The following is a 13,368-nucleotide window of genomic DNA, read 5'->3' as shown; positions in this document are numbered from 1 at the left end:
CGGCTCCCCCATTATTGACATTCTTTCATTTATTGCATATAATTATCTCGAATTCGAGATAAAAAAGGAAGCGTGAAAGACTATGGCAAATGATAACGTAGGTTTATCGTTGAAACTATTCATTGTACTGACAAGAGCACTACAGTCCATTAAGAAACGGATCGAGGAAGATATTAAGAAGCAAGGAATCAACTTGACGGAATTCGCGGTGATGGAGCTGCTATTCCATAAAGGAGATCAGCCCATCCAGAAAATCGGCAGTAAAGTCCTGTTATCCAGCAGCAGCATCAGCTATGTTGTAGATCGCCTTGTGCAAAAAGAAATGATCAGAAGACGTCCATGTCCAGATGATCGACGCATTACGTTCGCTACTTTGACCGAAAAAGGACGTGCTTTCATGGAGGATTATTTCCCGAAGCACGAACAAGCGATTCACAGCATTTTAGCAGGTCTTGACGATGATGAAAAAGCCCAAGTCATTGAACATATTAAAACATTAGGTTTACATGCCGAGGGTACTTCGACTGACAAATAAAAGGAGGAACAAACATGATACACGTCTTCAAAGCTGCTAAACAAGCAGACAAACCGACATTTTTACTGCTGCACGGTACTGGTGGAACGGAAAAGGATCTTTTGCCGCTAGCTGATATGATCGATCCTGATGCAGCCGTATTAAGCGTACGGGGAAATGTTTCCGAAAATGGCATGCCCCGCTTCTTCAAACGTCTGGCTGAAGGTGTTTTTGATGAAGAGGATTTGATTTTCCGCACGGAAGAACTTCGCAGCTTCCTGGATGAAGCAGCAGCGAAATACGAATTCAATCGAGACAATATTATCGCAATTGGTTATTCCAATGGTGCCAATATTGCCGCCAGCCTCCTCTATCATTATACTGATTCACTAAAAGGAGCAATCTTGCATCATCCAATGGTGCCAAGACGAAATATCACACTTGCCCAGCAGCAAGGAACACCTGTGTTCATTACTGCTGGAGATAACGATCCAATCTGCCCGAAATCCGAAGCAATAGAACTTGAACAGATGCTTGGGGAATCTGGTGCTGACGCATCCATTCACTGGGAAAGTAACGGTCACAGCCTTACCCATACAGAAGTTCAAGCAGCTGCTGTATGGTATCGTAAACACTTTTAAGCATACGCCTAAGGCGTATGCTTTTTTTGTGCATTAAGGAGCGTGCACTAACTAGCACAGGCTCCTTTACATTATTCCATCCCGATCCAGACACTCTTTACTTCTGTATAGTTATTTAACGCGTATGATCCCATTTCTCTCCCTATACCGGATTGTTTGTATCCGCCGAAAGGAGATGCAGCATCGAAAGCATTGTAGCAGTTTACCCATACCGTTCCAGCCCGAAGACGGTTTGCAATATAATGTGCTTTGGTGACGTCCTGCGTCCATACCCCTGCTGCTAGGCCGTATTCGCTAGCATTCGCACGGCGAATCAATTCATCCAAATCATCATAAGGCATTGCTGAGATGACTGGCCCGAAGATTTCTTCTTTGGCGATCGTCATTTCATCCCGTACATCTGCGAAGATCGTCGGGGAAACAAAATAGCCTTGCTCTTGTGGCTTGGTGCCTCCGGTGATGAGCTCTGCTCCTTCATTTCTTCCCTTCTCAATATATCCAAGCACTCGCTCCTGCTGCTCCAATGATACGAGCGGACCGATTTCTGTATCTGCATGAATACCAGCACCTTGCTTAATTTTCTCTGCGTGAGATGCCATGTCGGCGATAACATTATCGAATTGCTTTTTCTGGATAAAGACACGCGATCCGGCGCAGCAGACTTGTCCTTGGTTGAACATGACCCCATTTAATGTACCAGGAATTGCCTTTGTCAGATCGGCATCTGGCAGAACAATATTCGGTGATTTACCGCCAAGTTCTAATGTTACTCGTTTCAGTGTTTTAGAAGCATTCGCCATGATTTGTTTCCCGACGCTTGTGGATCCAGTGAAAGCTATCTTATCAACCTGCGGATGATCGACAAGCGGCTGACCTGCCGTTTCTCCGAATCCAGGTACAATATTGAGAACACCGGATGGGAATCCTGCTTCCTCTGCTAGTTCTGCTAAGTATAGTGCAGACAATGGCGTCTGCTCGGCAGGCTTCAGTACAACTGTACAGCCCGTTGCGAGAGCTGCTCCAAGCTTCCACATTGCCATTAATAGCGGGAAGTTCCATGGAATGATCTGTCCTACCACACCAAGTGCTTCATGCCTTGTATAGTTGAAATATGGGCCATTGACGGGAATTGTCTGTCCGACAATCTTAGTCGACCAGCCCGCATAATAGCGCATATGTTCAATCGCCAGCGGAATATCCGCATTGCTCGTTTCCCTGATCGGTTTCCCATTGTCCAATGTCTCGAGCTGGGCAAGTACATCTGCATGTTCTTCCATCAAGTCAGCCAGCTTGTACATGATTCTGCTTCGCTCTGCTGCCGTCATCGTCGACCAAGGGCCTTCATCGAATGCAAGTCGCGCTGCTTTCACTGCACGGTCGATATCCTCTGCTCCCGCTTCATAAACAGTCGCGAGTACTTCGCCTGTTGCTGGGTTATACGAATCGAAAGTCTTCTCTGTCGCACTCGCCACGAACTCCCCATTGATATACAGCTTCTTCGTCTCATTCAGAAAACGCTCCACTTTCTCGTGCATACCTGCTGCTAATTGACTCATAGAAATCCTCCTCAGATTGTATTCTAGTTTTGTCTAAGCGTCGTGATGCAAGATTATAGACTATAGGAAACCGCTTACAGTTGATATGGTAGCATCTAAAGGTTATAGAAAGCAATTGATAGCACAGAAGAATAGTACGCTATATTTCGACATAGAGAAAGCTCAGCCAACAGGCTGAGCTTTTATGTTGATCTCTTGCAGGAACTGCTTTACGACTTGCTCATAATCCTGCTTATTATCGGCTAATGACATCGCATGGTCGCCTTTTTCAAACAGATGCAATTGCTTGTACCCACTTTGCTTCTTCGCGTACAAGTCCTTCGTCATTTGCACAGGAATGTAGGAGTCTGGCAAGCTGCTGATAAAGAGAACCGGTTTTTCGATATTCGCCACAGAGTGGATCGGAGAAACATCCCGAAAACGATAGCCATCCAATTTACGTACGAATAATTCTGCAGCGGGCAAAAACACTTGCCTTGGCAGATGGAATTGGACTTTCAACCTATAGGCGACCTGTTCTGCGAAATCACTGTAAGGGCAATCGGCGATATAGAAATCGGCTCCATCTTCCACCGTGCCTGCATAAAGCAAAGCAGTTGCTGCCCCCATTGATTCGCCATGTACACCAAGCTTCAAGTCGTAATCATATCTTTCCTTCGTCCATTGAATTACCCGAGCGAGATCGTGCCTTTCCTGATAACCATACGTAATGCTTTTGCCGTCAGATAGTCCATGCCTTCTCTGATCGTACAATACGACATTGAAACCGAGTGCCAGGAATACATTCATGTATTTAATGGAATTATATTTGTTTACAGCTACTCCGTGCGAGATAACCATCACATGGCGGGAATCGGGATCTCCTACATAATGTGTACCGTAAATCTTCCCTTCTCCTGAAAGTACACTGAATTCCTCTTTACGCAGTGCATCATAAGCCGCTTTGTTGTAGCGCCCAGCCTCCACTTCCCGGCTGATCGTCTCTTCCTCCGTGAAGGCTTTCATTTGCCTTAGTTCCTTGTTCACAAGTGTCGCAACAAGCGCTGTGTACCCTCCAAGCAAGCCGGCAACGGAAAGAAATAACCCTTTTCTCCCCATATCACTACCCCCTTTTTATATTCTATTTTACAATAAGTAAGACAATCATTGCTTTTCTAAACAAAATGAGTTAACTTATCAAGTGATAAGTTATTAAAGAGGGCAGACACTATGGCTAGAAAAAAAGAAGTTTCCGCTGAACAGACCCAGCGCACTATTATCGCGACAGCTGAACGGCTTTTCATGACACATGGCTACCGGGCGATCTCAACTCGCCGGATAGCAGAGGAATGCAACATTACGCAGCCAGCTTTATATCATCATTTCCCGAATAAACAGGCCATCTACCTCGAAGTCGTCCGCTCCATTATGGTCCAGACAGAGGAAGCGATGACACACGTACTTCAGGATCACGCCAACAGCAAGGATCGTATTCGTCAAATAGCCTATTTTATGATTATGAACCATCAAGGTGACATGACGCAGATGTTTCATGATCTGCAATACGAGATTGAGGAAGAACATCGGAATACGATTCAGGACTGGTGGCTGCGCAGTTACTTCAATCCTGTGATGCAGACTTTGACAGAAGGAATTGCCAAAGGTGACATTAAAACGATACCTACCGTTCCCCCGATGGAGCTAACCTTTTTCGTCCTCGAGATGATGAAGTCCTTTCTGCCTCCATCCAAAGAGGATCATGAAGCCCGACGTGCGTTCGCAGACAAGAAATCAAAGATGCTTGTAGACATCCTTTTTGATGGAATCCAGAAAAAATAAAAGATTATGTGCATAATCTTTTATTTTTTGGGTATAACTTATCAGTTGATAAATTAATTAGGAGGAATCATTCATGAAAAAATTAGGCGCATTTATAAGCGGCAAATCTGGGCGGTGGATTATCTTGGCTGCTTGGATTGTCCTTGCCCTCGTATTAAATTTAACCTTACCGCAAGCAAATTCACAGGAGGACGAGCAAGCCGAAACATTCCTCAATGACACAAACAGCGAGGAAGCTGCCCGTATTATTGAAGAAGAATTCTCTGATAACAGCGGTCTGCCCGCCTTGCTTACCTGGTATCAGGAGGATGGCCTTACAGATGAAGATTTGCAATCGATCCAGCAGTTCAGTGCTGATTTGCAGGAAGCTGACATTGAAGCAGCAACCGTAACACCATTTCAAGAAATCCCCCTGCCAGCATTAAAAGAACAGCTTTCCGATGATGGTACGACGCTCGTCATGCCAATCCTATTTGATAATGGAACAGCAACAGATACAGTCGAAGCTGGCCTTAAAAAAATTCAAGATACAGCAAATGATGCATTCACGCAGAATCCATTTGAACAAGACTTGAATAGCGGCGATCTGCTTGTCCGAGCAACCGGTCCTGCTGGTATTTCGGTGGATGCTGTCGGTCTATTCTCTCAAGGAGATACAACGCTTCTGTTTGGAACCGTACTGATCGTACTTATCTTCCTTCTCGTTATCTATCGATCTCCGATACTGGCACTAGTGCCGCTTATCGGCGTAGGTTTTGCTTATTTAGTTATCAGTCCGATTCTTGGCGCATTAGGAAAAGCCGAATTGATTTCGTTTGATTCTCAAGGGCTTGCGATTATGACCGTACTGCTCTTCGGCGCAGGTACCGATTACTGCTTATTCCTGATCACCCGCTTCCGGGAAAATCTATGGGAAATTAAGAGCAAGAAAACAGCAATTGTCCGTTCCCTATCATCTGCTAGTGGTGCAATTGCAATGAGCGGATTGACTGTCATCGTTGCTATGCTGGTACTGCTTGTGGCTGATTATGGATCGATTAATCGGTTCGCTATTCCATTCGGCATCGCCATTTTCATCATGCTGCTTGCAAGTCTTACACTCGTACCAGCATTGCTTACTATCATCGGACGCGCATCCTTCTTCCCGTTCATTCCCAGAACAGAGGATATGCAGGAGGAACGTGCAAAAGAAAAAGGTAAACCAGTTCGTACGAAGAAACCGCAAAATAAAATTGGCAATAGCGTGGGCAGACTTGTCATCCGTCACCCATGGAAGATAGCCATTGCTACAATCGTTGTACTTGGAATTCTTGCCGGAATCTCATCCCGCATTACGTATACGTATGATACGCTATCATCTTTCCCAGATGATATGCCGTCAAAAGAAGGCTTTGAGATACTGACAGATCACGTCAATGCTGGTGAGCTTGCACCTGTTTCTGTTATCACTGAGACAGATGATCCAGAAGCTGTCCGTGCCGCTCTGGAAGAACTGCCTTATGCAGCTACTGTAATGGACCCGGAGCAGTCAGAATCAAACGATCAGTTAATCCGCATCCAACTCGAGCTGGATGAAAATCCTTACTCAAATGAAGCAATGGCTCACATTCCTGATATAAAAGAAGCTGTATCCGATACAACTGGAAATGCCGATAGTGTTTGGATTGGCGGTCAGACAGCAGAACAGTATGATACACAACAAGTGACAAAGCACGATGAAAAGTGGATTATTCCAATCGTTATTGGCTTTATCACCCTGTTATTACTCACGTATCTGCGATCTGTAACGGCAACAATCTACTTGGTCGCTACCGTTTTGCTCTCTTTCTTCAGTGCATTGGGCCTCGGCTGGCTCATCCTGCATTACGGATTCGGTGTCGAAGCAATTCAAGGCTTCATCCCGCTGTATGCTTTTGTGTTCATCGTTGCGCTTGGAGAAGACTATAATATTTTCATGATCTCAAGCATTTGGAAACGCAGTAAGACGATGCCGCTTAAACAAGCTATCGCTGACGGTGTTGCCCATACCGGCGGTGTTATTACGTCTGCCGGGTTGATTCTGGCAGCAACATTTGCTGTATTGACGACACTGCCTATTCAAATACTTGTCCATTTCGGAACAATTACAGCAATAGGTGTATTGCTCGACACCTTCCTTGTCCGTCCTTTCCTTGTACCTGCTATTACTGCAATTCTTGGTAAATGGGCGTTCTGGCCTTGGAAGAAGCGAATTCAGCAAACAGAAGAGAATGAACAAAAGGCACATGGCTAAAATTAGCCGGGACAGCATAGTTGTCCCGGCTTCTGTTTTATTCAAGCAAATCTTTTCCATACCACCCTGTGAATTTGCTACAGTTAAGACAGACTTATAAAAAGGAGCTGAGCAAGAAATGACAGAACGTGTGCAATTAGGAAAATCCGGTTTGTATGTTAATCCGATTGGAGTCGGTACGAATGCAGTCGGAGGCCATAACCTCTATCCAAATCTAGATGAGGAACAAGGCAAGGAGGTTGTCCGCCAAGCGATTGAAAATGGGATGAATTTCTTTGATACAGCTTATATTTACGGTCCGGAAAGATCTGAGGAGCTCGTCGGTCAGGTGATCAAGGAAAGCGGCAAACGCGATGACATCGTAATCGCAACCAAAGCTGCTCACAAAATTATCAATGGCGAAACACTGATGGACAACTCTCCGCAATTCCTGAAAGACTCTGTGGATAGCGCATTGAAGCGCCTGCAAACAGATTATATTGATTTGTTCTACATCCACTTCCCTGACGCAGATACACCAAAAGCGGAAGCTGTCGGTGCACTGAAGGAATTGAAGGATCAAGGCAAAATCAAAAGCATTGGTGTTTCCAACTTCTCAATCGAACAGCTGAAGGAAGCAAATGTTGATGGTTACGTTGATGTTTTGCAGTCTGAGTATAATTTGTTCAAACGCGGTGCAGAAAACGACCTTCTCCCGTATACAGCTGAAAACAATATCTCCTTCGTACCTTACTTCCCGCTTGCATCTGGCTTGCTTGGCGGTAAATACGACGAAAATACAAAGTTTGATGATCTGCGGGCAAATGATCCCCTTTTCCAAGGTGAAACGTTCAAGCAAAACTTGAAAAAAGTAGATCAGCTGCGAAATATCGCTTCTAAGAAGGATGCAGAGGTTGCTCACGTCGTGCTGGCTTGGTACCTAACACGAGACAGCATTGATGCAATTATCCCTGGAGCGAAACGCCCGGAACAAGTACTCAATAACCTAAGAACCCTCGACGTGAAACTGTCAGCAGATGATATCGAAGCGATTGACAAGATTTTCAGATAAGAAAAAAAGCGGATGCGCATGCATCCGCTTTTCCTTTATTCTTGTTCAGATTGAACAAGGATCTTCACTTGGCTCTTCTCTTTGATCAAGCTTTCGAATCCTTCTTCAACTACTTCATCCAGCTTGATTTTCTTTGTGACTAGCTTCTCAGCAGAGAAGTAGCCTTTTTCCATTAAGGAAAGCACTTGCGGGAATACATCACGATAACCAATGATACCTTTAATGGAACGTTCCTGAATAACAATATCATTTGGCATGATTTCAGCTGGTTTTTCCCAGATGCTCACGATCATCGTTTCCCCGCCGATATCCGTAGACTGGATCGCCTGACGCAAGACAACTGGTACGCCAGTTACTTCAAAGGCAACTTCTACACCACCATCAGTCAATCTTCTGATTTCCTCAACTGTATCATCCACCTTGCTTGGATCTACGATAATTGCACCTAATTCTTCTGCTTTTGCTTGACGTTCCGGTGATAGTTCAACTGCATAAATTTCCGTTGCACCTGCTGCTTTCAAGGCTTCAATAACAAGCAAGCCGATTGGACCACATCCAAAAACAGCTACCTTGTCCCCTGCTTTTACCTTACTGGAACGCACCGCGTACAACGCAACTGCAGATGGCTCTACCAGCGCTCCTTGCTCATAGCTTAAAGAATCCGGAAGCTTGAACAGAAGCTCTTCATCAACGGCAACATATTCGCTCAAGCCGCCGCCACCGCCAGCAAGTCCGAGGAATCCCATTTGCTTGTCCAAGTTATATGCACCTTGATGTCCATGTGTTGCAAAGATTGGTTCCACAACCACACGGTCGCCAACCTCGTAATCTTTTACCTCTGGTCCTACTTCGACTACTTCACCAGAAAATTCATGACCCATTGTAACTGGAGCCACTTCACCAGTCAGTGGATGCGGATTATCAACTGGAATGAAAATTGGTCCACCAAGATATTCGTGCAAGTCGCTTCCGCAAATACCGCACCATTTAACCTTCATTTTCACCTGATTCGGTTTGATGATAGGTTCATCAATATCTTCTAATCTAACATCCTTCTGATTATGCCAACGTAATGCTTTCATTTGTTCCATCCCCTTTTTGCAGCATTTCTTTCTACATTCCTAGTATACTGCTGGAAAATGATATAATAAATTTCGGGTTATTTAACTTAAATAAACGTTTGCTTAACTAAACGAATGAGGGATAGACATGACTATCGAACAATTGAAATATATAGTAGCTATCGCACGATCAGGATCATTAAAAGCTGCTGCAGCTGAACAGCATGTAACGCTCCCTGCACTGAGCCAGGCGCTGACTAACCTGGAAAGAGAATTGAATATCAGCCTTTTCCGCCGATCGCGTACAGGCACGACGCCAACTGAGGAAGGCCGTAAGCTTATACAGCATGCGGAGGCTGTCTTAGAGAAACTGCAGGAATTCAGCGAAGAAGCAGAGACATACACGGAATCACTAAATGGAGAACTGAAAATTGCAAGCTTTCCCGGACCGATGGAGATTTTGGTTGAGCTTTTCTCAAATTTCCGCAAGCTTCATCCAAATATTAAAGCTTCCCTATTTGAGAACACATCTCAGCGCATCATGAGAAAAGTAGATGCGGAAGCTGTCGATATCGGACTTGTCATTTATACTGAAAAGGAAGTCCAAAAATACCGTAATCTCGTCTTCAAAAAACTACTTGACGGGCACATGGTGACAGCTGTCAATAACAAACATCCTTTGGCAAGGGAAGAATTAATCACTGAAGAGATGCTCCTTAAACAGCCGATTGTTCTTTATAATGATGCCTACATTCAGGCTTTTATGCGCCAATTCAAATCGCTTCAATATGATATCCTGTTTACTACGAACAATGTACAGACCATACGGAATATGGTAGAAAATGAAACAGCTATCAACATCGGCTTCGACTATGCCTTTCGGACCGATGCCGAACTATCAAGAAGCAAAGACATCACACTGCTTCATTTTGCACCGCCTTTTTTTCAGACCTACTCCTTCGGCTATGTGTACCACGGAAACAATACACTTTCCCGTGTAGCCAGAACATTTTTACGCGAATTGGAAGAAACTATCCTTGCTAAGGAAGAATCACATGCTAAGTCGGATCCATCGTTGTACACGCATATAAAAAACACGCCTGTCATATGACAGGCGTGTTTTAAAATTAAGCAGATGTTGTTCCTTGTCCGCCATCGATTCGGTAATAAGAACCAGTGATGAAGGATGCTTTTTCAGATGATAGGAATAACATCAAATCAGCAATTTCTTCCGCAGTAGCATAGCGCTTCATCGGTACACTCGCTTCAAAGCCTTTTCTAGCTTCTTCTTCATGTCCTTGAGCAGCATTTGTTTCAATAGAGCGCATCATTGCTGTATCCACACCAGATGGAGCAACAGCGTTTACACGTACGCCATAGTCTGCCACTTCCAAAGCTGCTGTTTTGTTGATACCAATAAGTGCATGCTTCGAAGCAATATAAGCACTCATACCTGGAGCACCAAGCAATCCGCCGTTGGAAGCTGTATTTACAACAGCGCCGCTTTTTTGTTCTGTCATTACTTTCAATACATGTTTCAATCCAAGGAAGGCCCCTACTACATTGACAGCCAATACCTTTTCTAAGTTCTCAACAGTTGAATCAACGATATTTTTGAATTCTCCATTGATACCAGCGTTATTGATAAAAACATCAATGCGACCGAACTGATCTTTGGTTTTTTGCACGTAATCAATTACTTCTTCTTCTTTCGTAGCATTTGCTGCCAGCAGGATTTTCTCTGCGTCAATGGATGCCGCAGCTTTCTCTAGCGCTTCTTGGGAAAGGTCTACAAGAGCCAGTTTAGCGCCCTCTGCTGCAAATTTCTTAGCAGCTGCAATCCCGATTCCGCCTGCTGCTCCTGTAATAAGTACCACTTTGTCTTTGAATTCCATCTCTTAAGTCCCCTCTCAGAATATGTACTATCATACTTATTATCGGTAACTATATTACTATTTTCAACTAAGATGCTTAAAATATACACAAAAAAACAGGAGAACAATTTGTTCTCCTGTTACTCTATTGGATTCAAAATTCGATGCAGGAAGCGCTGTGTACGCTCCTCTTTAGGATGCGTAAGCACGTCTTCCGGCGGTCCTTGCTCAACAATGAAGCCGCCATCAATGAAGATTACTTCGTCAGCGATTTCCTGGGCAAATTTAATTTCATGAGTTACGACAACCATTGTCCAGCCCTCGCTCGCCAGATCCCTCATAACTCGGAGTACTTCTCCAATCAGCTCTGGATCAAGTGCTGAAGTAGGTTCATCAAAAAGCATAAGTTCCGGCTTGATTGCAAGCGCACGGGCAATACCGACCCGCTGCTGCTGTCCGCCTGATAGTTGATACGGATAAAGATCCTTCTTATCCTTCAATCCTACTTTATTAAGCAATTCAATTGCTTCCGCTCTTACCGTTTGTTTGTCCCGTTTCTGAACCTGAATAGGTCCTTCCATGACATTTTCCAGAACGGTGCGATGCGGGAATAGATTATAAGATTGGAATACCATACCTGATTTACGACGCAGCTTGATCAATTCCTGCTGTTTAACCTCTTGGCTGAAATCCACTTGATGGTCTTCAAAACCAACAATACCTTCATCCGGAATCTCCAGTGCATTCAGGCAGCGAAGCAAGGTTGTCTTTCCGGAACCGGATGGTCCAAGAATTGCTATTACCTTTCCTTTATCGACTTGCATATCAATAGATTTCAGTACTGTATTTGTACCGAAAGTTTTCTTTAAACCTTTCACTGCTAGCATAGCTACACCTCCTTATCTTGCTGTATAGCGGTCTAATCTGCGTTCGAGCTGATGCTGAGCCAGCGACAGGACGAAACAGATAATCCAATAAATGAAGGCAGCCAATATATAGATGTAAACAATCTGATCCAGATTCGTTGCACCGATTTGCTGAGATTTACGAAACAGCTCGGTTACGAGAATCTGAGATGCTAATGACGTTTCCTTCACTAAGCCAATAAAACTATTGGATAAAGGCGGTACGGAAACTCGTAACGCCTGGGGCAGAATGACACGAAACAACGTTTTTCGATAAGTCATTCCGATTGTAAAGCCTGCCTCCCATTGCCCCTTAGGAACTGAGAGGATGGATGCTCGGAAGATTTCGGAAGCATAAGCCCCGACATTTAAGGAAAACGCGATAATAGCTGTCGGATACGGATCAATCATAATATTTAATTCCGGCAGTAAGTAGAAAATGATGAACAACTGAACAAGCAGAGGCGTTCCGCGGATAGCAGAAACATAGACAGAAAAAATCCACCGCAAAGGCTTGATATTTGAGATCCTTACCAATGCCGTGATGAGTGCGATGATGATACCAAAAAAGAACGAAATAAGAGTCAAGGGGATCGTGACTTTGATCCCCTCAATCAGTATCGGCCAGAATGACTGCTGCAACAGCTCCCAAGGGATGACAATCCCGCCGAATACCATATTACTTGTTAACATCTTCGCCAAACCATTTCGTTGAGATTTCTGCTAAAGTACCATCTTCACGCATCTCATCAAGTGCTTTGTTGAACTGTTCGACTATTTCACCGCTGTCCTTGCGGAAAGTGAAGTACGTCTCGTTTGGTTCTCCAGTTTCAAAAGCGATTTTTACTGGAGCATCCTTTTCTGTATTGTTCAAATAGTCAAGGACTGCAAGTTTATCGTTGAAAGTAAGATCAACGCGTCCTTGTTCAATCAGCTGAATCGATTGTGCCAATCCTTCTACACCCTCGATTTGTGCGCCAGCTTCTGTGGCCACTGCATTGTAGTTACTTGTTAGAGATTGTGCAGATGTTTTACCTTCAACATCTTCGATTGCTGTAATGTCATTGTTATCTGCAGATGTTACGACAACGGACTGGGATTTAGTATAAGGATCAGAGAAATCATACTGCCCAACGCGATTGTCGTTTTCCCCTTTACCCACTTGATTCGCAATCACATCGAAACGAGCACTGTTCAAACCAGAGAACATGGAATCCCATTGTGTCTCTTCAAATTTCACATCAAGATCCAAACGCTTACCGACTTCCTTCATCACTTCCACGTCGTATCCTGTAAGTTCACCGCTATCATCATGGAATGTGAAAGGAGCGTATGTTCCTTCTGTTCCGACTGTAATTTCACCTTTATCTTGAACTTCTTGCCACAAATCGCCATTACTGCCATTTTCGCCAGAATCGGAAGCGGAATCATCTCCGTTACCGCAGGCAGCAAGAATTGCAAATATCGACATAAATAGTAGACCTAATAGTGCTTTCTTCATGTACCAAACCCACTTTTCTATAATTTTTAACTTTCATCAGTTTAAGGCCATCCACAGGAAAAGTAAAGAAATAAGTCTGAGTAAACTAATCAGGATTAAATCACCCTTCTATCGCTTATTATAAACGTATCTGCGCCTCATCATTCAGCTTTATTCTCCATCACAACCTTATATC

13 protein-coding genes are annotated in these 13,368 nt (G+C 44.1%); 6 read left to right on the top strand and 7 right to left on the bottom strand.

The genetic code is table 11. The features are described from left to right. Positions 1-82 precede the first annotated feature (82 nt). Both AE2B122_RS05640 and AE2B122_RS05635 read left to right on the top strand, forming a co-directional pair. On the top strand, positions 83-535 hold the full coding sequence (locus AE2B122_RS05640) for a MarR family winged helix-turn-helix transcriptional regulator (protein ID WP_095219131.1): 453 nt from the start codon (positions 83-85) through the stop codon (positions 533-535). Positions 536-549: 14 nt separating this feature from the next. Beyond that, on the top strand, positions 550-1,155 hold the full coding sequence (locus AE2B122_RS05635) for an alpha/beta hydrolase (protein WP_095219130.1): 606 nt from the start codon (positions 550-552) through the stop codon (positions 1,153-1,155). A 71-nt stretch (positions 1,156-1,226) separates the two neighbouring features. Here the strand turns inward: AE2B122_RS05635 and AE2B122_RS05630 are convergent, their stop codons facing one another. Then, positions 1,227-2,711: an aldehyde dehydrogenase family protein gene (locus AE2B122_RS05630; RefSeq protein ID WP_175073345.1), complete on the bottom strand. Its 1,485-nt coding sequence runs from the start codon at positions 2,709-2,711 to the stop codon at positions 1,227-1,229. A 162-nt stretch (positions 2,712-2,873) separates the two neighbouring features. Next, a complete protein-coding gene (locus tag AE2B122_RS05625) occupies positions 2,874-3,809 on the bottom strand; it encodes an alpha/beta hydrolase (protein WP_095219128.1) in 936 nt (311 codons plus the stop codon). A 111-nt stretch (positions 3,810-3,920) separates the two neighbouring features. On the opposite strand from AE2B122_RS05625, the gene AE2B122_RS05620 reads away from it, so the two are divergent. The 3 genes from AE2B122_RS05620 (at position 3,921) to AE2B122_RS05610 (ending at position 7,852) form a co-directional block, all read left to right on the top strand. Further along, positions 3,921-4,529, top strand: a complete 609-nt coding sequence (locus AE2B122_RS05620; RefSeq protein ID WP_095219127.1) for a TetR/AcrR family transcriptional regulator — start codon at positions 3,921-3,923, stop codon at positions 4,527-4,529. Between the two features lie 73 nt (positions 4,530-4,602). Beyond that, the gene (locus tag AE2B122_RS05615; RefSeq protein ID WP_175073344.1) at positions 4,603-6,801 is read left to right on the top strand and encodes an MMPL family transporter; all 2,199 of its coding nucleotides are present in this window, start codon (positions 4,603-4,605) and stop codon (positions 6,799-6,801) included. Positions 6,802-6,919: 118 nt separating this feature from the next. Continuing rightward, positions 6,920-7,852 (top strand): aldo/keto reductase, encoded by a 933-nt coding sequence (locus tag AE2B122_RS05610; protein WP_175073343.1) that lies wholly within the window; start codon positions 6,920-6,922, stop codon positions 7,850-7,852. Between the two features lie 35 nt (positions 7,853-7,887). Here AE2B122_RS05610 and AE2B122_RS05605 read toward each other — a convergent pair whose 3' ends face one another. Next, the gene (locus AE2B122_RS05605; RefSeq protein ID WP_175073342.1) at positions 7,888-8,934 is read right to left on the bottom strand and encodes a 2,3-butanediol dehydrogenase; all 1,047 of its coding nucleotides are present in this window, start codon (positions 8,932-8,934) and stop codon (positions 7,888-7,890) included. A 127-nt stretch (positions 8,935-9,061) separates the two neighbouring features. Here AE2B122_RS05605 and AE2B122_RS05600 point away from each other — a divergent pair, with 127 nt between their 5' ends. Then, complete coding sequence (locus tag AE2B122_RS05600) at positions 9,062-10,024, top strand: LysR family transcriptional regulator (protein ID WP_175073341.1); 963 nt, start codon at positions 9,062-9,064, stop codon at positions 10,022-10,024. 16 nt (positions 10,025-10,040) lie between these two features. On the opposite strand, the gene AE2B122_RS05595 is transcribed toward AE2B122_RS05600, so the two are convergent. The 4 genes from AE2B122_RS05595 to AE2B122_RS05580 all read right to left on the bottom strand — a co-directional run bounded on the left by AE2B122_RS05595 (position 10,041) and on the right by AE2B122_RS05580 (position 13,193). After that, positions 10,041-10,808: an SDR family NAD(P)-dependent oxidoreductase gene (locus AE2B122_RS05595; RefSeq protein WP_095219122.1), complete on the bottom strand. Its 768-nt coding sequence runs from the start codon at positions 10,806-10,808 to the stop codon at positions 10,041-10,043. Positions 10,809-10,927: 119 nt separating this feature from the next. Continuing rightward, positions 10,928-11,674 carry an amino acid ABC transporter ATP-binding protein gene (locus tag AE2B122_RS05590; protein WP_175073340.1) on the bottom strand — a complete coding sequence of 249 codons (747 nt, stop codon included), beginning with the start codon at positions 11,672-11,674 and terminating at the stop codon, positions 10,928-10,930. Between the two features lie 12 nt (positions 11,675-11,686). Then, positions 11,687-12,385, bottom strand: a complete 699-nt coding sequence (locus tag AE2B122_RS05585) for an amino acid ABC transporter permease (RefSeq protein ID WP_095219120.1) — start codon at positions 12,383-12,385, stop codon at positions 11,687-11,689. Beyond that, complete coding sequence (locus AE2B122_RS05580) at positions 12,372-13,193, bottom strand: amino acid ABC transporter substrate-binding protein (protein ID WP_175073339.1); 822 nt, start codon at positions 13,191-13,193, stop codon at positions 12,372-12,374. The genes AE2B122_RS05585 and AE2B122_RS05580 overlap by 14 nt, the downstream gene beginning before the upstream one ends. Between the last annotated feature and the right edge of the window lie 175 nt (positions 13,194-13,368).

The organism is Terribacillus sp. AE2B 122 (genome assembly GCF_902497585.1).
Taxonomy (GTDB): Bacteria; Bacillota; Bacilli; order Bacillales; family Amphibacillaceae; genus Terribacillus; species Terribacillus saccharophilus_A.
The sequence above is the reverse complement of the archived record's forward strand: the minus strand, read 5'-3'. Positions and strand labels throughout refer to the sequence as shown.